The following is an 18,966-nucleotide window of genomic DNA, read 5'->3' as shown; positions in this document are numbered from 1 at the left end:
GTTCGAATCTTGAGAAGATCCAAGGCGCACGCCTGGCGTGCGCCTCTGAGGCGTGCCTGGCGGTGGCCGATACCGCTGCTGGCACTCAGCCTGCTGACCACGGGGCTCACGCCGATCGACGCCAACGCGGCTCCTTCGGACCTGCGGCTGCTGGACACGCAGAAGCTGACGAAGGTCGGCGGCGCCCCGGTCACCGGCAAGCCCGCGCCCGGCCCCGCCGAGTCGCAGAAGAAGACCTGGAAGCACGCGCCGGCGATCGCCTGGCCGAAGGCCGGCTCGGCCGAGATCACCCTGCCCGCCGTCGGCCCCGCGCCCACCGGGCAGCGGAATCCGGCCGCACGGGGCGCCCTCGGCGCAGCTGCCGCCCAGCCCGGCAAGGCCGTCCGCGCGGGCGCCCTGCCGGTGAAGGTCGCCGCGCTGCCGCCCCGTACCCCGGCCGGCGCGGGACGCACCGCGCGTGCCGTCACCAAGACGCCCGGCACGGCGGCCGGGGCGGTGAACACCGCCCCGGTCAAGGTGAAGGTGGGCCTGCTCGACCAGGCCGCCGCCCGCCGTGCCGGACGGGCCGGCAGCCTCCTCCTGTCGGTCCAGCGCACCGACACCGGCAGTGCCTCGGCACCGGTCTCGGTCGAGCTCGACTACAACGCCTTCAAGAACGCCTACGGCGGCGGCTGGGGCTCCCGGCTGCGCTTCACCGCGCTCCCGGCCTGCGCCCTGACCACGCCGAAGAAGCCCGGCTGCCAGAACGGCACCCCGGTCACCACGGTCAACGACCCGGTGACCGGCACGCTGGTCGCCACCTTCGACGCCCCGGCCCAGTCCACCCCGGCCGCCACCGGCGCCCGCCGCGCCATGGCCGCCGCCGGCACGCAGACGGTGACGCTGGCCGCCACCGCGGGCGCCGACGGAGCGAACGGCACGTACAAGGCGACCTCGCTGAACCCCAGCGGCGCCTGGCAGGCGGGCGGTTCCGCGGGTGACTTCTCCTGGTCGTACCCGCTGGACATCCCGGCCTCGCTCGGCGGCCCCAGCCCGTCACTGACGCTCGGCTACTCCAGCTCGACCGTCGACGGCCGCACCAACGCGTCCGCCCAGCAGACCTCCTGGGTCGGCGACGGCTGGGACCTGGCCTCGAACTTCATCGAGCGGTCCTACGTCCCGTGCAGCCAGGACAAGCGGCCCAACTCCGGGTTCAACAACCCGAAGGACGACACCGGCGACCTGTGCCACGGCGCTCCGATGGTCACCCTGTCGCTGAACGGCGGCTCCACCCAGCTGGTCCTGGACGACACCACCAAGAAGTGGCGTCCGGCGAAGGACGACGGCTCCCGGGTCGAGCTGCTCCAGGGCGCCCAGAACGGGGACAAGGAGGGTGACCACTGGCGGTTCACCAACCCCCAGGGCATCCAGTTCTACTTCGGCCTGAACCGGGTCCCCGGCTGGACCGCGGGCAAGCCGCTGACCAACTCCGCCTGGACCGTCCCGGTCTACGGCAACCACCCCGGTGAGCCCTGCTACAACGGCACTTTCGCGAACGCCGTGTGCGACCAGGCGTACCGCTGGAACCTCGACTACGTCGTGGACCCGCGCGGCAACGCCATGACGTACTGGTACGAGAAGGAGACCAACCACTACGGCTCCAACTACCAGATCGCCGGCGGCTCCACCGCCCGCCCCTACGACCGTTCGGGCTGGCTGGACCACATCTCGTACGGCCTGCGCAGCGACGCCCTGTTCGCCGAGCCCCCGGCCCAGGTCGACTTCGAGGTCGCCGAGCGCTGCCTGGTCACCGCCGACTTCGACTGCGCCCCGGGCAAGCTGAAGCCGGACGTCGACTGGAACATCGCCAAGCAGTGGCCGGACACCCCCGGCGACCAGCTGTGCGCCCCGGGCGAGGAGTGCAAGGGCCGGTTCACCCCGACCTTCTTCACCCGCAAGCGCCTGACCGAGGTCACCACCACCGTCTGGAACGGCACCGAGCGCAAGCCGGTCGACACCTGGAAGCTCACCCAGGACTTCCCGATGACCGGTGACGGCACGGACTACCCGCTGTGGCTGTCCGAGATCCGGCACACCGGCCGCAACGGGGCCGACCTGCCGCTGCCGCCCGTGAAGTTCCGCGGCAAGCAGCTCGACAACCGGGTCGACGGCACGGGCGACGGCAAGCCGCCGTACAAGCGCTACCGCGTCGAGGCGATCGACACCGAGACCGGTTCGACGATCCTGGCGCACTACGCCGACACCCAGTGCAGCACCACCGCCCTGCCCTCGTCGCCCGAGACGAACAAGATGCGGTGCTACCCGGTCATCACGGAGATCCCGGACCCGAACGACCCGAAGCGCGAGCGCAAGCTCTACGTCACCGACTGGTTCCACAAGCACGTCGTGGACTGGGTCCAGGAGGAGGACCGCAACGGCAACTCGCCGACGCGGCGCACCGAGTACCAGTTCCTGGGCGACCCGGCGTGGGCCTACGACGACGAGACCGAGATGATGCGGCCCAAGACCCGCACCTGGTCCCAGTGGCGTGGCTACGAGCGGGTCCGCACCCTCATCGGCGTGGCGCCGGACCGGCGCTCGCAGACGGAGACGCTCTTCTTCCGGGGCCTCGACGGCGACCGGGCGACGTCCTCCGGCGGCACCCGCTCGGTCAAGGTCAAGGACTCCGAGGGCAACGAGCTCCCGGACCACCGCCTGTTCGCCGGCCAGACCCGCGAGGTCCTGGCGTACGACGGCGAGGGCGGCCCGCTGGAGGCGGCGACCACGTACACCCCGTGGCTGCACGGCCCCACGGCGACCCGCGTGCGCAAGGGCGCGGTCCCGGAGGAGGACATCGAGCCGCAGCAGTCGTTCGTCCAGCAGACGAGCGACGTGGCCTCCCGCATCCTCCTCTCCGACGGCCGCGGCTGGCGCCGCACGGCGATGCACACGGAGTACGACGACCGGGGCTTCGCCCAGTCGGTCTCGAACCGCGGCGACATCGCCGACCCGTCGGACGACAGCTGCACGCGGTACGAGTACGACGAGGACCCGGCGCGGTGGATCATCGCGCGGCAGAAGCGGGTGGAGTCGGTCGCGAAGGCGTGTGACGCGACGGACGTGGCGCGTCCGGCGGACGTGACGTCGGACGTGCGGATGCGGTACGACGCGGCCGGCAACGTGCAGTCGACGGAGTCGCTGTCGGGCTACTCGGGCGGCACTCCGCAGTACACCACGGACGGCAGCGCCGAGTACGACGTGTACGGACGCCCGACGGCGACCACGGACGTCTTCGGCAAGGTCACGCGGACGGCTTACACGCCGGCGTCCGGTCAGATCGTGACGAAGGTCGTCACGACGAACGCCCTCGGTCACACCAAGACCACCGAGACCGACCAGGGCCGCGGTTCGGTGCTGGTCCAGACGGACGCCAACAACCGCAAGCAGGTCATGCGGTACGACCCGCTCGGCCGGCTGCTGAAGGTCTGGTCCCCGGACCGCGACCCGCAGACCAAGTCGCCGGACGGCGAGTTCTCGTACGACGTCCGCACCGACGGCCCGGTGGTCATCACCAACAAGGCCCTGCTGGACGACGGCACCTACCGCACCAGCTACGACATCTACGACGCGAGCCTGCGCATCCGCCAGACCCAGATGGAGGCGCTGGGCGGTGGACGGGTCATCACCGACACCTTCTACAACAGCCTCGGCCAGGTCTGGAAGAGCAACGGCGCCTACTACACCGAGGGCACTGCCTCGGGCGTCCAGTGGGGCCCGAAGGACAACGAGGTCCCGTCCTCGACGGTGACCCAGTACGACGGCTCCGGCCGGGCGACCGCGCAGATCTCCCGCAAGTTCGGCGTGGAGACCTCACGGACCACGACCAGCTACGGCGGCGACAACATCACCGTCGACCCGCCGAAGGGCGAGACCCCGACCCGGGCCTTCCTGGACGGCGCGGGCCGCAAGACGGAGCTGCGCTTCTTCAAGGCGGACTCCCCGACCGGGGCGTACGACACGACGCGGTACTCCTACAACCGGCGCGGCGTGATCGAGTCGGTCGTCAGCCAGGCCGGTGACCGGTGGGCCTTCGAGTACGACATCCGCGGCCGACAGGTCAAACAGACGGACCCCGACAAGGGGACGTCGACCATCGCGTACGGCCAGGGCGACCGTGTCGCGTCACTCACGGACCCCCGCGGAAAGACCGTCGCGCCCGAGTACGACGCGCTCGGCCGGATCGTCGCCATGCACGAGGGCTCGGTCACGGGTCCCCTGCAGACGTCGATGACGTACGACACGTTGCCCGGGGCTCTGGGCCTGCCGGTCTCCTCCACGCGGTACGTGGGCGGCAACGCCTACAAGCAGGAGGTCACCGGCTATGACACCGAGTACCGCCCGACCGGTCAGAAGATCACCATCCCGGCCTCCGAGGGGGCCCTCGCCGGCACGTACAGCTTCTCCACGGGCTACCGGCCGAACACCGGTCTCACCGCGTGGACGATGCAGCCTGCGGCGGGCGGTCTGCCCAGCGAGATCAGCACGCTGACGTACAACCACTTCGAACTGCCCACGATCATGGGCGTCGGGGGGAAGGCGTTCGTCGGCAAGGTCGACTACTCGCCCATGGGCGACGTACTGCGCACCGAAGCGGGACCGGCCGGCTCCCAGGTCTACGCGACGCACTACTACGACGAGCAGACCCGCGAGCTCCTGCGGTCCGTCAACGACCGTGAGGTGTCGCCGAGCCGGATCAACGACACGACGTACGAGCGTGATGACGTCGGCAACATCCTGAAGATCACGGACAAGGAGGGGTCCAGCGGTCCCACCGACGTCCAGTGCTTCACGTACGACTACCTGCGCCGGATGAACGAGGCCTGGACCGCCGCAGACGACTGCGCCGCCAAGCCCGGCTCGGCCGGGCCTGGTTCCACCCCGTCGGTGGGCGGCCCGAACCCGTACTGGTCCTCGTACAGTTTCGACGCGGCCGGCAACCGCACGAAGGAGGTCCAGCACGACCCCACCGGTGACCTCACCAAGGACGTCACCCGCCTCTACACCTACGGCACCCCGGGCCAGGCCCGCGCCAACCAGCTGCAGAAGGTCGACACCTCCGGCCCCGGAGGATCACGCACCGAGTCGTACACCTACGACGAGGCGGGCAACACCCGCACCCGGAACATCCAGGGCGACACCCAGACCCTGGAGTGGGATCTCGCGGGCCGACTCGCGAAGGTCACCAAGGGCACGGAGTCGACGGACTTCGTCTACGACGCCGCCGGCAGACGCCTCATCAAGCGCGACAAAACCGGCACCACGCTGTACCTGCCGGGCACCGAGGTCAAGCTGACCGCAGGCGACAAGCTGGAGGGCACGCGCTACTACGCCCACCCGGCCGGCCCGACCATGGTCAAGACGGCCAAGGGCGGCGTGATCACCACGTCGTACCTGATGGGCGACCAGAACGGCACGGCCACCACGGCCGTGGACGCCTCGACGTCGGCCATCACCCGTCGCAAGTTCACCCCGTTCGGCGAGGTGCGCGGCACGGCTCCGTCCGTGTGGCCGGGCAAGAAGGGCTTCATCGGCGGCGACATCGACGAGTCCACCGGCCTGGTCCACCTGGGCGCGCGCGAGTACGACCCCGCGACCGGTCGGTTCCTTTCGGTCGACCCCGTGCTCGACTACAACGAGCCCAAGCAGATGAACCCGTACGCCTACGCGAACAATTCGCCGGTGACGTACTCCGATCCGAGCGGCCTCTCCATCGCCCCGCCCGTGATGCCCGTCATGGACTTCACGGCGGCGGAAGAGGCCTGGGCCAAGATGGTCCAGGGCAAGAGCGCCCTGGACGTCGCCCTCGAGGTCGCCATCGGCATCCTCAAGGACGTCTCGGGATACAACGACATCAAGGCCTGTCTCGGCGGCGACGGCTGGGCCTGCGCGGGTCTCGCCCTCGACGCGGCACTGCCCTTCGCGGGTCGTGCCAAGCGCATCCTGAAGGCCCTCGACCGGGCCTGGGAGGCCTTCAACAGCTGGGCTTCGAAGCTGGCCCTGGCCCGCGACATCATGCGCAGGGTCGAGCGTTACCAGCAGGCCATGGCCAAGTACGCCGAAGACCTGGCCGAGTGGAAACGCCAGATAGAGGAAGCCGCCGAACGCGCGAGAAAACTGGAGGAAGAGGCCGCGGCGGCTCGAAGAGCCGCCCAGGAGGCAGCGGCCGCAGCCGCCAAGAAGGCCGACGAGGCCGCGGCGACGGCGGCGAAGCAGGGGAAGTCCTCGGCTCAGAAGGCGAAGAAAGCGGACGGCGACGGCAAGTCGTCGAAGGCCACCGAGGCGAAGAAGGCGGACGAGCCCAAGAAGTCGGGAGGGAAGGAGACCGACACCGGCGGATCGACCGGGTGCAACAGCTTCGTACCGGGCACCGAGGTCCTGATGGCCGACGGCACGTCGAAGCCCATCGAAGAGGTCGAACTCGGTGACGAGGTCGTGTCCACCGACGAGAAGTCGGGCGCCACGAAGTCCAAGCCCGTCGTCGCCCGGATCATCGGCGAAGGCCAGAAGAACCTCGTCGAAATCACCATCGACACCGACGGCGCCAAGGGCGACGCCACGGAGAAGGTCACCGCGACCGACGGCCACCCCTTCTGGGTCCCGTCCCTGCACCGGTGGCTGAAGGCCACGGACCTCAAGGCCGGCGAGTGGCTCCGCACCTCGTCCGGGACCTGGGTCCAGATCACCGAGGTGAAGCGCTGGACCCAGGGCAAGAGGGTCCACAACCTCACGGTCGGCGACCTCCACACGTACTACGTGATGGCCGGCGCGGCGCCCGTCCTCGTTCACAACGACGCCTGCCCGACCGAGGGGGCCAGCGAGGCCCACACCTACATCGGTACGCCCAAGGACCCCGGCGTTCCCCGCCTGGTCAATGAAATCGAGGCCCGTTACCCTGGTCACGTGAGGGCGGTCGAGATCAAGATCGTCGGCGAGGACGGCAAGGACATCACCGACTTCGACATCGTGACCCGCAACGCGGTGATCCAGGTGAAGACCGGCACCGCCAAGGGCTCCAAGCACGACCACGAGTCGTACGAGTCGGCGACCGACTATCCGGTCATCAGCTTCATCTGGCGGAGCAAGAAGCTGAAGGGCTCGGTCATCGAGGGGCAGGAACGGGCGGGCCAGCTGGTCACGGACGATCTTGAGACACTCCTGGCGGTGATCGCTCCATGAGCGGGCGGAGGTGGCCATGTCCTGGCCTTCCGTGGTCCTGATGGCGCGTGCGCGCGAGTGCGCCGCCATTGAGGCCGAGGTCCGGTCCCTCGGGGTCGGGAAGCACCCTCTCGGCGTCGGGGAGTTCCTGCACTGGAACGGGAACTCCTACGCGCTGGACTTCTCGGGTGACGTCCTGGCGGACTTCGCACCCGAGGAGATCGAGGATGCGGAGCGGAGAATCGGTGAACCGCCCCGTGCGATTTACGTGTCCTGCCAGTCCATGGATGCCGCACGGACCTTCCTTTCCTTCGTGCTCCCACGCTTCACCGGACTGATCGACACCAACCACGGCGACGTCGTCGAGTTCGCCGAGTTCGTCGATCTGATCGAGAAGCATCCACGGTGGGACTGGCGCCTCACGGAGGTCGCCGACCTCCTCCAGGGTCACGGCGACGACGCCTAGCCCGAGAGGACCGGCCCGCCGACGAGCCGTGCGCTGACAGCGCGCTCACATCGCATGAAGAAGGCCCTGCCGAACATCACGTTCGGCAGGGCCTTCGCCCGTGCGTTGCTCACGCGGACCGGGGCCGCAGCGCCTCAGACCGCCGGCACCGCGTACCCCAGCAGCGACGCGAAGTTCCCCGCGTACGCGTCGTGCGGCGCGGCGCCCTCCAGGCGGAGGAGGGCCTCGTCGTTCTCGCGGAGGGAGGACTCGTCGAGGTTGTGGGAGCCGGTGAAGGTCCACTTGGTGTCGGGGTGGCCCGCGTAGACGCCCTCGACCAGCAGGTACTTGGAGTGCAGCAGGTAGCCGTCGGTCGTCTTCAGCTGCTTCAGGGTGATGTTGGTGCGGCCCTTCAGCGTGGCGACCTCGTTGCTCTCGGCGTACACGATCTGCACCGAGCAGCCCTGGGCCCCCAGGGAGACGAGCGCGTCGGCGACCGCGTCGCGGTGGAGGGCGAAGGCGGCGACGCGGACGATGGTGCGGTGGGTGGCCGTGCCGACCGTCGTGTTGCCGGTGCAGGAGACGTTGTTCAGGACGTCGACGATCACGTCGCCCGTCTGCTGCGGGAAGAAGTAGTACTTCTCGGTGCCGACCTTGGCGGTGGTGTAGTAGTTCGCGTTCTTGACGCCCGCGGCCAGGTCGTTGAAGTAGTTCACGTACGCCGTGTAGAGCTCGGTGTTGCCGACGACCGTGTACGCGTTGTTCCAGTACTTCGCCGTGTTCACGGGCGTCTGGTTCGCGGAGGCCTGGATCACCACGTCCTCGCCGACCCCCGCCACCGCGCCGACCCGCGAGAACGTGAAGAACTTGTTGTGGTTGATCGGGTTCACCCCGCCCGTGGCGATGCAGGCGCCGCCCGACGTGCAGACGTCGACCCAGGACAGGGCCGACTTGTCCGTCCCCAGCGCACCGATCAGCGACTGCGCGGCGGCCGAGTCGCTGTACTTCGCGTCCAGCACCACCCGCACGTTGACGCCCCGCGCGTGCGCGTCGACCAGGGCGTCCACGTAGCCCTGGTCGGTCAGGGCGTACAGGGCGGCGCGGATGAGGCGGCCGGGCTCGGTCGCGCGGACGGCGCCGGTGATGTGGTCCTTGATGGCGTTCTGCTCCGCCACCGTCCCCTTCGGGTTGTTGAAGACCGCTCCGGTGGTGATCGGGGCGGGGTCCACCGCGGCCGCGGTGCCGGTGCCGGGCAGGAGCAGCGCGGAGGCGAGCAGGAGGGCCGCGCCTATGCGCCGGTGTACTGCTGTGAAGATCGGAATCACTCCTCTGACAGGGGGGAAGGAGGCGTGGGACCCACGCTGTGGGGGGTGGGGGTCTCAGGAGGTCGGGTGGCTCGCCACGACCTTGCCGCTCCGGTCGGCGACGAGGAATCCGACCGCGTTGTACTCGTTGATGAGGTAGAAGCGCAGGGTCGGGCGGCCCTCGTTGAAGGTCCAGCGGTCGACCACGACGTAGCGCAGGGTCGGTCGCTCCACCTTGAGTTCGCGCTCGCCGCGCTTCATGAGGGCGGGAAGGGTGTCCCAGGGCATGGCCGAGACGTCGAACGGGTCGTCGGCCGCGGCGCCCCCGTAGAGGGTGCCCCCGGGGCCGGTCTTCCGGGCGACCCCGTCGCGGTACTCGTAGCGGTCGTAGGTCTTCGCCCCGGGCCGGGTGGGGATGGAGGCCAGGGCGTAGTCCTCGTAGATCGTCAGTTCCTTCATCGTGGTGGAGCCGCCGGCCTTGCGGAAGGCCTCGATGACGGCCCGGACGTTCGCCGGGGTGAGGAGGGTGCCGTCCTGGGTGGCGGCCGAACCGGCCGTGGTCCCGGCCGTGGTCCCGCTGGTGCCGCGGTCCGGGGTCCACAGGGGCGTCGCGCCGCCCTTCCCTCCGCCTCCGCTGCCACCGCCGAGGTCGACGACGCCGCTCTTGTCGACCACGACGCCCATGGCCGCGACCGCCAGCGCGACCGACACGGCGACCAGCACGGCGCGACGGCGCCGTGCCACGGGCGGGCGGGGCGCGACGGGCGGCGGCCCGTAGGCGGGGTGGACGTACGCCGGCCGGGCGTCCGGCGGGCCGAAGGCCCCGGCCGGCGGAGCGAAGGCCCCGGCGGCCGGGACGGCCGCGGCACCCGCCTCGGCGTCGGCGAGCAGCCGGTCCAGCTCCGCCCCGTCGGGGCGCAGCGCCGGATCCCGGACGAGGAGCCGCGCGAGTACGGGTGCCAGCGCGCCGGACCTGACGGGCTGCGGGATCGGGTCGTCGAGCACGGCGACGACGGTGGCGAGGCTGGTGGCGCGGCGCAGCGGGTGGTGGCCCTCGGCGGCGACGTACAGGAGCATGCCCAGCGACCACAGGTCGGAGGCGGGGTTGCCCTCCTCTCCCCGTATCCGCTCCGGGGCGATGAAGTCGGCCGAGCCGATGAGGTCGCCGGAGGCGGTGAGCCGGCCGGTCGCCTCGTCGAACGCGGCGATGCCGAAGTCCGTGAGGACGGCGCTGCCGTCCCGGCGGAGCAGCACGTTCGCGGGCTTCACGTCACGGTGCTGGATGCCGGCGGCGTGGGCGGCGCGCAGGGCGGCGAGGACCTGGCGTCCGAGGGCGAGGACCTCCGGGACGGGCATCGGGCCCTCGGCGAGGCGTTCGTGCACGGAGCGGCCTTCGACGAGCTCCATGACGATCCAGGGGTGCGAGCCGTCCCGGGGCTCGACGATGTGGTGGATCGTGACGACGTGGGGGTGGGAGAGCCGGGCGAGGGCCCGGGCCTCGCGGACCGCCCGCTCGCGCATCTGTGCGCCGAGTCCGGGCTGCGCCTCCTCGGCGGCGGGGTCGGGCGGGCGGACCTCCTTGAGGGCGACCATGCGGTCCAGGGCGGTGTCGTGCGCCCGCCAGACGGTGCCCATGCCGCCGCTGCCCAGGCGGGACACCAGCCGGAACCGGCCGTCGATCAGAGGTCTGCCATCCTCACTCGTACTCATGGGCGATCATGCTAGGCCGTCCCGGTGACATCCTGGTCCGGACCGGCGCCCACCGGGTGTCCGGGTGGGCGCCGGCCGCGACCGGGCGTGCCTACGGGGCCATCTCGTACGCGCCGGACAGTGCCTCCACCCGCTGCCACACGCGGCCGGTGCGGGCCTCGTCGACGACCGGGCGGCGCACGGCGGCCAGTGCCCACGCCTGCTGCTCCGCGGTCGCCGACTCCTTGCCGTGCAGCTCGACGGCGTGGGCGGAGAAGTCCCGTACGAGGACGGCGAAGAGCTCGTCGAGGACGTCCTCGTCGGGGCCGGTCAGGGCGCCCTGCTCCAGGACCAGCTGGCCGTGGACGACGAGCGCGAAGAGCTGGCCGACGGCGAGGAGCAGGTCGAGGTCGCGGCTCTGCGCCTCGTCGGGGGCGGCCGTGGTGACGAAGTCGCAGAGGGCGTCGGCCTGTTCGCGGAAGCGGGCGACGTTGGGGAGGTGGGCGTACGCGCCGTAGGCGGCGCGCCAGTCGTGGAAGCGCACCGAGCCCAGGCCGCGGGCCGGGCCCTGGCGGAAGAGGAAGGTGTCGTCGGCGGCGTCGAGGCGGGTGGGGACGGGCTCGTACGCGACCGGGTCGAGCAGGTGGTTGCGCATGAACTTGAGGATCAGCGCCAGGTTGACGTGGACCGTGCCCTCCAGCTTGGGCAGGCCGCGGATCTCGACGGCCGCCTGGGCGAAGTAGTTGTCCTTCTCGAAGCCCTTGGCGGCGATGACGTCCCACAGGAGGTCGACGACCTTCTCCCCCTCGGTGGTCACCTTCATCTTCGTCATCGGGTTGAAGAGGAGGTAGCGGCGGTCGTCGGGGCCGGCGGAGCGGAAGTAGTCGACGGCGCGGTCGCTGAACAGCTTCATGCCGACCAGGCGGACGTACGCGTCGGTCAGCTCGCGTCGCACGTGCGGGAAGGCGGTGACGGGGCGGCCGTACAGGATGCGGTTCTGGGCGTGGGTGACGGCCTCGTACATCGCGTGCTCGCAGATGCCGATGGAGGCGGTGCAGAGGTTGAACTTTCCGACGTTGACGGTGTTGAGCGCGGCGTCGAAGGCGGCGCGGCCGGTGTGCAGGACGTCCTCGGCGGCGACCGGGTAGTCCTCCAGGCGGAACTCGCTGACGAACTTCGAGGAGTCGACGACGTTCTTGACCAGGTGGTAGGCGGGGTGGCGGCTGTCGGCGGCGAAGAAGACGTAGCCGTCCGGGCCCTCGACGTCGGTGCGGCGGCCGAAGACGGAGACGAGTCCGGCGGCGTTGCCGTTGCCGATGTAGTACTTGGAGCCGGTGGCGCGGAAGCCGCCCCGGCCGTCGGGCTCCAGGAGCATGTCGGTGGAGTAGATGTCCGCGCCGTGGGTCTTCTCGGAGAGCCCGAAGGCGAACACCTCGCCCTGGGCGAGGAGTTCGGCGGCGCGGGCGCGGGCGGCGGCGTTGTCGCTCTGCCAGACCGGGCCGAGGCCGAGGATGGTGACCTGCCAGGCGTACCAGTAGTCCAGGCCGTAGAAGCCGAGGATCTCGTTGAGGGCGGCGATGCGGGCGGTGTCCCAGCGCTTGTCCGCCTCGTCCTCCGCGGCGGCGGAGGACGGGGTCAGGAAGGTCGCGAACAGGTTCTCCTCGGCGGCGAAGGCGAGGAAGTCGCCGAGCCAGGCCCGGGTCCGGTAGTCCTCGATCAGGCGCCGCTTGCCGCGCTCCTCGAACCAGTCGACGGTGGCCCGCAGCAGTCGGCGGGTCTCCGGGTCGAAGTGCGCGGGGTCGTAGGTGCGCGGGTTGAGGAGCAGCGGGTCGGCCATGGTGGGGACGCCTTTCGGCTGGTGGGATCGGAGAGGGGGTGCGGGGTCGGTCAGCTGTCCGGACCGAACCGGGCGAGCGTGCCGAGGACGTCGTCGAGCCAGGCGATCATCATCCGCTCGTACGCGATGCCGCCGCGCAGCACCGCGTGCTGGAGCTCGCGCTCGGCCTCGCTCACCCCGGCGGCGCGCGCGTCGGTGCCGGTGAAGTCGCGCACCTCGCCCGCGAGGTACCGGGCCAGGCGCTCCTCGTGCGCCGCCCGGTGCCGCCGCACCTCGGTGACGAGGGCGGCCGGGTCGTCGAAGGCGGCGCCGCGGATCTTGACCGCGAGGTCGTGCCGGACGCTCTCGGGCTCGATCGGCTCGTGCAGCCACGAGGAGAGCGCGGCGCGGCCGAGATCGGCGACCGAGTACTCGCGCTTGTCCGGGCGGCCCTGCTGCGGCACGTCCCGGGCCGCGACCCAGCCGTCGTTCTCCATGCGCTTGAGCACGCGGTAGATCTGCTGGTGGGTGGCGGTCCAGAAGTAGCCGATGGAACGCTCGAAGCGCCGGGCCAGCTCGTAGCCGGAGCCCGGCTTCTCCAGCAGGGAGACGAGGATCGCGTGTTCGAGCGCCATGAGCGGGATCTTGCTATGCAACTGGGTGCATAGCAAGGCGCACCGCCCCCGGTGAGACGCGGCTCACGGCCCCCCGCTGCCTCCCGCCCTCCCGGCTCCCGTCGTCTCCCCCGCCGTCACGCCCCCTCCGGGATGCCCTCCTCGAAGCGCAGGTGGCCCTCCTCCTCGAAGCGGCCCAGTTCGGTGAGGGGGTGGGGCCGTTCCGGCCGCCAGCCCAGCTCGTCGACGGCCCGGCGGCCGGAGACGACCTGGTTCAGGGCCAGGGCCTCGGCGAAGGGCGCGCCCAGCACCTGCCCGGCCGGTTCCCGCGGCCAGGGTTCGGCGCGCCCGGGGCCGCCGGCGGAGAGGTCGGCCGCGGCGGCGAGCGCGGCGACCGGGACGGCCTCGTGGGCGACGCCGTGCAGCAGGGTGCCCTCCTCGGCCCGGCTCAGGGTGAGCACGTAGAGCGCGGCGAGGTCGTCGACGTGCACCATGGGCCAGCGGGTGTCGACCGCGCCGACGTAGCGGCCGGTGCCGTGCTCCCGGGCCCAGTCCGTCATGAGGCCGGGGATCCCGCCGCCGTTGCCGTAGACGATGCCGGGGCGGATCACCACGGCCCGCACGTCGTCCTCGGCCGCTTCGAGGACCTGGCGTTCGATGCGCGGGCGGTAGCCGACGATGCCCACGGGGTCGGTGGCCGCCTCCTCGTCGGCGGCGGCGTCGCCGGTGGCGCCGAGCACCCAGACGCCGCTGGTGTAGACGAAGGCCCGGCCGGTGCCGCGCAGCCGCTGGAGCAGGGCCGCCACGGCCGCGGCGTCCACGGCCTCCTCGCCGGTGGGCGCCGCGATGTGCAGGACGGCGTCGACGTCGTCGGTGACCGCCGCGCGCAGGGAGGCGGGGTCGGTCAGGTCGCCCACCCGGACCGGGACGCCGGGCCCGAGCCGGCCGGCGTCCTTGACCAGGCGGATCGCTTCGTGTCCGGCGCGGGTCAGCTGCTCGACGACGGCGGAGCCTATGTAGCCGGTGGCGCCCAGGACGAGGACCCTCACGGTGCTTCCCTTTCACTCGCGTACGGGGTCGGACCGCCGCTGGGAAGCGTGCGGCGACCGTGCGTCACGAGGTTATGACCGGGGTCCGTTCGGGCCTTGTCCGTCCGTGCACGCTCCCTTGACACTGCGTGCACGCCAGCGCTGAACGGCCTGGCCACGGTAGTCCGTGGGGCTCGTGCCGTAGGCCCCGCGGAAGGCCCGGCTGAAGACGGCCGCGTTGGGGTAGCCCCAGCGGGCGGCGATCACGTGGACGGGCTGCCCGGCGAGATCGGGGCGGGCCAGGTCGGCACGGCAGCGTTCCAGCCGGCGGCGGCGTATGGAGACGGCGACGGTCTCGTCCTGGCCGGCGAAGAGCTGGTGGAGCCGGCGCACCGAGATGTGGTGGTGGGCGGCGATGGCGCCCGGGGTCAGCTCCGGGTCGCCGAGGTTGTGGTCGATGAAGGCGTCGATCCGCGCGAGCAGCGCCTCGGCGCGGGCCTCTCCGGGGAGTTGCCCGCAGACGTCGAGGTGGGTGGCGAGGCACGCGGAGAAGAGGTCGAGGGTGACCTGGTCGAGGCGGCTGCGCTCGTGCGGGGCGCACTCGGGGCCGTGGGCGGCGACCGAGCGGAGGAAGTCGGCCAGGACGGCGCCCATGCCGCTGTCCGCCGAGATGCTCCGGGCGAGCAGCCGGTCGATCCGGTCCGCCCGCAACGGCAGGGCCGCTTTGGGCACTTGGACGACGATGGCCCCGATCGGCTCGGTGCCCCCGGTGGTGCCCGACTCGAAGGGGCGGGAGGTGTCCCACAGCACCATGTCGCCCACCGACTGCACGGATTCGGCCCGCTGCTGGGAGAACCAGGTGGTGCCGCGGGTCACGAGCGCCAGGTGGTACTGCTCGGGGTCGCTCTGCCGGATGAGCGCGGGCGTCCGTCGCGAGCGTAAGGGGGTGTACGAGTAGGAGGACACCTGCGTGCGGCCCAGGTCGAGCAATGCCGCGTCCCCCTGGAAGGGATCGCCGCTTTCCGGCCTGATCGCTATCGGCGCCAGTTCACGCGTGACGAGATCGGAGAACCACTCGAACCGGTCCCCCGCCGGCACAGCGGCGGAGCTCACCTGCGCCCACATCTCGAACACCCCCTTGCTTCCCGTTCCTTGTCCTGCGAGATCGGGACCACGCTAGGTGAAGCAAGGGCCATGACCCTAGCGCGCAACGACGTGGATCCGTCCGGAGCCGTCAGGCGTGGACCACGGGGGTGCCCGTCAGTTCCACTCCCGCGAGCCGCATCTCGTCGAGGGCCCGGGTGGTGCTGTCGTGGGCGACGCCCGCCGTGTAGTCGAGCAGGACGCGCACGTCGAATCCGGCGCGGACGCCGTCGAGGGCGGTCGCCTTCACGCAGTGGTCGGTGGCGATGCCGACCACGTCCACGGTGTCGACGCCGTGCGAGCGCAGCCAGTCGGCGAGTCCGGCGCCGCCGGCGGTCGCCCCTTCGAAGCCGCTCTTCGAGGCGGAGTGGGCGCCCTTGAAGAAGACCTCGTCGACCGCCCCGGAGGCCACGACGGGCTCGAAGTGCTGGTGGAACTCACAGCCTTCGGTGCCCGCCACGGCGTGCTCGGGGAAGGAGTTCTCGAAGTCGGGCTCGTCCGAGAAGTGGTCCCCGGGGTCGATGTGGTGGTCACGGGTGGCCACCACCCGCACGTAGCGGTCGCCGGCCTGCTCCTTGACGAGTTCGCCGATCACGCGGGCCTGTTCGGCACCGCCCTTGACGGGGACCTTCCCTCCTTCGCAGAAGTCCTTCTGCACATCGACGACGATCAGCGCGCGGCCCGTCATCGGACCTCCTCGGTTCTTGTGGGTGCTCAACTGGGGGTGGGGCTCGGGGTGATACGGCTCAGCCGCCGAGCGCCTCGACGCCGCCGAGGTCGACGTCGGGCACGTCCACGTCATGAGCGAGTGCGGTGAGGGCACGGACGGTGAGGTTCATGACCGGTAAACGATCTTTGTACCCATTCGGTCACGACTCACTGTGCACGATCTGGATCAGGTTGCCGCAGGTGTCGTCGAGCACGGCGATCGTCACCGGGCCCATCTCCACCGGCTCCTGGGTGAACCGCACCCCGAGCCCGCGCAGCCGCTCGTACTCGGCCCGCACGTCGTCCACGGCGAACGCGGCGGCCGGGATGCCGTCCGCCACGAGGGCCTCCTTGTAGGGTCCGACGGCCCGGTGGACGTCGGGCTCCAGGAGCAGTTCGGTGCCGTCGGGGGCCTCGGGCGAGACGACGGTCAGCCAGCGGAACTCCCCGAGAGGCACTTCGGTCTTCTTCACGAAGCCCAGCACCTCGGTGTAGAAGCGCAGGGCCTTGTCCTGGTCGTCGACGAAGACGCTGGTCAGGTGGATCCGCATGGGTGCTCTCCGGTCGTGTGGGGTGGTGTCGGTGCGTCACCTGTCTATCAAGGGCGGGGCCCGCGGAGGGCGGACGCGGCCGGGGCGGCCACTGTGGTGGAGTCGAGAAGGCGTCGTCACCGAATCGTGAAGGTTCCACGGGATGCTCTTTCCAGCCGAACGCACGTCGCGTCACGTTTCTCACCTCGGGGGCACCGTCATGAGCACCACCGTCCGCAGAGCCACCCTCGCCACCGCCGCCCTCTCCGCCGCCCTCGTCCTGACGGCCTGCGGGCCCTCCGGCGACGACGCCGCGGGCGGCGCGGGCGCCACTCCCGCGAGCCCGACGACCTCGGCGTCCACGGGCCCCGCGACCCCGACGGAGAGCTCGTCGCCGACGGTCACCACGACGCCCTCGGAGAGCACGTCCCCCACCGGGACCGCGGCGCCGACGGCGACGAAGACGGTGAAGCCCACGACCGACCCCGACTACGACGTCTTCCCGTGCAGCACGTTCGACCTGACCTTCTCGGCGAGCCTGGCCGAGAAGACGACCGGCAGCTACCTGCTGAAGATCACCAACAAGACCGCCAAGCCGTGCCGGGTGCTCGGCCACCCGATCGTGACCTTCGGCTCCCTCGGCGGGTCGGCGATCCAGCGGGGCACGGCGCCCTCCCTGGAGGACTCCATCCGGCTGGAGCCGGGCGCGTCCGCCTACGCCGGCCTCATGGGCGGCCCCCACACCGGCAAGGCGGGCGCGACGGTCGACTCGATCGCGATGACCATGGACACCGAGTCCGACCTGGCCCAGAAGCCCCTCAAGGCCTCGACGCCCGGCCTGTACGTCGCCCCCGACAAGAACTCGGTGACGGCCTGGATGGACAACGCCGAGGACGCGCTCAGCCTGTAGGCCCCCGGTTCCGCGCCCGGCACGGTCAGCGGACGCCCCGGGTGCGGTACTGGACGCTGATGCGGGGGCCGACCGCGCGGCTCGTCTTGGGGACCGCGTGCTCCCAGGTGCGCTGGCAGGAGCCGCCCATGACCACCAGGTCGCCGTGGCCGAGCGGCAGCCGCAGCGCCGTCGGGCCGCCGCCGCGGGGGCGGAGGGCGAGGTCGCGGGGGTCGCCGAGCGAGAGGATCGCGACCATCGTGTCCCGGGTGGCGGAGCGGCCGGTCCGGTCGCCGTGCCAGGCGACGCTGTCGCGGCCGTCGCGGTAGAGGCAGAGCCCGGCGGTGACGAAGGGCTCGCCGAGCTCGGGCGCGTAGTGGGCACCGAGCCGCTCGCGGACCTCGACGAGCGCGGGGTGCGGGAGCGGGGCGCCCTCGCGGTAGTACGCGAGGAGCCGGGGCACGGCGACGACGCTGTCGTACATGGCCCGCTCCTCGGCCTGCCACGGCACGCTCCCGGCCAGCTCCTCGAAGAGCGCGTCGGCGCCGTGCAGCCAGCCGGGCAGGTGGTCGATCCAGGCGCCGTCGCCGAGCACGGTCCGCCGGAGGCCGTCCAGCGGGCCGGGTCCGATGTCGTCACCCTGGTCGAAGAGGGATCCCTGGAGGCCGGTCATGGGTCCAGCCTAGACCAGGAACCGAACAAGTGACCGAATAGGGGTCAGGCGGTGAGGTGCCGGTAGACCCGCGGGTTCGCCGCCAGGAAGTCCGCGAACGCCTGGGGCGGGTGTCCCGTCAGGGTGCGGACGGCGTCGGAGACGGTGTCCATCTCGCCGGTGGCCACCGCCTCGTACGAGGTGACCCAGCCCTCGACCTCCCAGTCCGGGGCGCCGTAGCCGGCCCGGGAGGCGAAGGCCTCGTCGCGGGTCTCGGGGACGTAGGCGACCGGCCGGCCGGCGGCCCGGGCGAGGGCCTCGGCGATCTCGGCGAAGGAGAGGGCCTCGGGGCCGGTCATGTCGTAGGTGGCGCCGTCGTGGGCGTCGGTGCCGAGGAGGACCGCGGCGGCCGAGTCGGCGATGTCGTCGTGGGTGACGGCGGCGACCCGGCCGTCGCCCGCGGGGCCCCGCAGGATCCCGTCGGCGCCGGTCATCGCCGCCAGGTCGGCCTGGTAGGCGCTGTCGCGCAGGAAGGTGTGGCGGACGCCGGTGGAGCGGATGTGCTGCTCGGTGTACCAGTGGTCGCGGGCGTACGTGAAGGTGGCGTGCGGGGCGGCGCCGAGGTACGAGAGGTAGACCACCCGGCGCACCCCGGCGGCGACGGCCGCGTCCACGGCGGTGGCGTGGGTCCTGACCCGGCCGGGCCCCTCGTGGGCGGAGACCAGGAACAGGGTGGCCGTGCCGTCGAGCGCCGCGCGCATCGCGGCGGCGTCGTCGTAGGAGGCCGTGCGGGTGTCGCCGGCCGGCAGCGCGGCGAGCTTCTCCGGGTCGCGCCCGAGCGCCCGCACCGGCGCGCCCGCCTCGGCGAGGCGCCGGGTCACGCGCCTGCCGACGCGTCCGGTCGCTCCGGTGACCGCGATGAGTTCCGTCATGTCGTCCTGCCCTTTCGCCGTG

At 71.5% G+C, this 18,966-nt stretch carries 13 protein-coding genes; 3 read left to right on the top strand and 10 right to left on the bottom strand.

Translation table 11 applies throughout. The features are described from left to right. The first annotated feature begins 9 nt into the window (after positions 1–9). Together ABD981_RS00400 and ABD981_RS00395 are read left to right on the top strand one after the other, a co-directional pair. Positions 10–7,215: a polymorphic toxin-type HINT domain-containing protein gene (locus ABD981_RS00400; protein ID WP_123954977.1), complete on the top strand. Its 7,206-nt coding sequence runs from the start codon at positions 10–12 to the stop codon at positions 7,213–7,215. A 16-nt stretch (positions 7,216–7,231) separates the two neighbouring features. Further along, positions 7,232–7,660 carry a hypothetical protein gene (locus ABD981_RS00395; protein WP_046910634.1) on the top strand — a complete coding sequence of 143 codons (429 nt, stop codon included), beginning with the start codon at positions 7,232–7,234 and terminating at the stop codon, positions 7,658–7,660. Positions 7,661–7,794: 134 nt separating this feature from the next. Here ABD981_RS00395 and ABD981_RS00390 read toward each other — a convergent pair whose 3' ends face one another. The 8 genes from ABD981_RS00390 to ABD981_RS00355 all read right to left on the bottom strand — a co-directional run bounded on the left by ABD981_RS00390 (position 7,795) and on the right by ABD981_RS00355 (position 16,492). Continuing rightward, on the bottom strand, positions 7,795–8,964 hold the full coding sequence (locus tag ABD981_RS00390) for a phospholipase D-like domain-containing protein (RefSeq protein WP_046910617.1): 1,170 nt from the start codon (positions 8,962–8,964) through the stop codon (positions 7,795–7,797). 54 nt (positions 8,965–9,018) lie between these two features. Beyond that, complete coding sequence (locus ABD981_RS00385) at positions 9,019–10,653, bottom strand: serine/threonine-protein kinase (protein ID WP_205628265.1); 1,635 nt, start codon at positions 10,651–10,653, stop codon at positions 9,019–9,021. Positions 10,654–10,744: 91 nt separating this feature from the next. Next, positions 10,745–12,469 (bottom strand): acyl-CoA dehydrogenase family protein, encoded by a 1,725-nt coding sequence (locus ABD981_RS00380; RefSeq protein ID WP_046910616.1) that lies wholly within the window; start codon positions 12,467–12,469, stop codon positions 10,745–10,747. Between the two features lie 50 nt (positions 12,470–12,519). Beyond that, on the bottom strand, positions 12,520–13,083 hold the full coding sequence (locus tag ABD981_RS00375; protein ID WP_046910615.1) for a PadR family transcriptional regulator: 564 nt from the start codon (positions 13,081–13,083) through the stop codon (positions 12,520–12,522). 116 nt (positions 13,084–13,199) lie between these two features. Next, on the bottom strand, positions 13,200–14,111 hold the full coding sequence (locus ABD981_RS00370) for an NAD-dependent epimerase/dehydratase family protein (RefSeq protein WP_046910614.1): 912 nt from the start codon (positions 14,109–14,111) through the stop codon (positions 13,200–13,202). 72 nt (positions 14,112–14,183) lie between these two features. Then, positions 14,184–15,203 carry an AraC-like ligand-binding domain-containing protein gene (locus ABD981_RS00365; protein ID WP_123954981.1) on the bottom strand — a complete coding sequence of 340 codons (1,020 nt, stop codon included), beginning with the start codon at positions 15,201–15,203 and terminating at the stop codon, positions 14,184–14,186. Positions 15,204–15,324: 121 nt separating this feature from the next. Then, positions 15,325–15,921, bottom strand: a complete 597-nt coding sequence (locus ABD981_RS00360; protein WP_046910613.1) for an isochorismatase family protein — start codon at positions 15,919–15,921, stop codon at positions 15,325–15,327. A gap of 181 nt (positions 15,922–16,102) precedes the next feature. Next, complete coding sequence (locus tag ABD981_RS00355; RefSeq protein WP_046910612.1) at positions 16,103–16,492, bottom strand: VOC family protein; 390 nt, start codon at positions 16,490–16,492, stop codon at positions 16,103–16,105. A 199-nt stretch (positions 16,493–16,691) separates the two neighbouring features. Here ABD981_RS00355 and ABD981_RS00350 point away from each other — a divergent pair, with 199 nt between their 5' ends. Next, positions 16,692–17,381, top strand: coding sequence for a DUF4232 domain-containing protein (locus ABD981_RS00350; protein WP_131723923.1), 690 nt, complete (start codon positions 16,692–16,694; stop codon positions 17,379–17,381). A 25-nt stretch (positions 17,382–17,406) separates the two neighbouring features. Here ABD981_RS00350 and ABD981_RS00345 read toward each other — a convergent pair whose 3' ends face one another. Further along, positions 17,407–18,033, bottom strand: a complete 627-nt coding sequence (locus tag ABD981_RS00345) for an alpha-ketoglutarate-dependent dioxygenase AlkB (RefSeq protein ID WP_046910609.1) — start codon at positions 18,031–18,033, stop codon at positions 17,407–17,409. A gap of 44 nt (positions 18,034–18,077) precedes the next feature. Further along, entirely contained in the window at positions 18,078–18,944 is an 867-nt protein-coding gene (locus tag ABD981_RS00340; RefSeq protein ID WP_046910608.1) for an NmrA family NAD(P)-binding protein, read from the bottom strand. Positions 18,945–18,966 lie beyond the last annotated feature (22 nt).

Origin of the sequence: Streptomyces showdoensis (genome assembly GCF_039535475.1) — a bacterium.
In the GTDB taxonomy this organism is placed as follows: domain Bacteria; phylum Actinomycetota; class Actinomycetes; order Streptomycetales; family Streptomycetaceae; genus Streptomyces; species Streptomyces showdoensis.
This window is presented reverse-complemented; position numbering and strand designations above follow the sequence as displayed.

What these genes read in the sequence shown, in the direction of transcription:
- ABD981_RS00355 (WP_046910612.1), bottom strand. Translation starts at nt 16,492, where the DNA reads ATGCGGATCCACCTGACCAGCGTCTTCGTCGACGACCAGGACAAGGCC.
- ABD981_RS00350 (WP_131723923.1), top strand. Translation starts at nt 16,692, where the DNA reads ATGAGCACCACCGTCCGCAGAGCCACCCTCGCCACCGCCGCCCTCTCC.
- ABD981_RS00375 (WP_046910615.1), bottom strand. Translation starts at nt 13,083, where the DNA reads ATGGCGCTCGAACACGCGATCCTCGTCTCCCTGCTGGAGAAGCCGGGC.
- ABD981_RS00395 (WP_046910634.1), top strand. Translation starts at nt 7,232, where the DNA reads ATGTCCTGGCCTTCCGTGGTCCTGATGGCGCGTGCGCGCGAGTGCGCC.
- ABD981_RS00340 (WP_046910608.1), bottom strand. Translation starts at nt 18,944, where the DNA reads ATGACGGAACTCATCGCGGTCACCGGAGCGACCGGACGCGTCGGCAGG.
- ABD981_RS00380 (WP_046910616.1), bottom strand. Translation starts at nt 12,469, where the DNA reads ATGGCCGACCCGCTGCTCCTCAACCCGCGCACCTACGACCCCGCGCAC.
- ABD981_RS00345 (WP_046910609.1), bottom strand. Translation starts at nt 18,033, where the DNA reads ATGACCGGCCTCCAGGGATCCCTCTTCGACCAGGGTGACGACATCGGA.
- ABD981_RS00360 (WP_046910613.1), bottom strand. Translation starts at nt 15,921, where the DNA reads ATGACGGGCCGCGCGCTGATCGTCGTCGATGTGCAGAAGGACTTCTGC.
- ABD981_RS00385 (WP_205628265.1), bottom strand. Translation starts at nt 10,653, where the DNA reads ATGAGTACGAGTGAGGATGGCAGACCTCTGATCGACGGCCGGTTCCGG.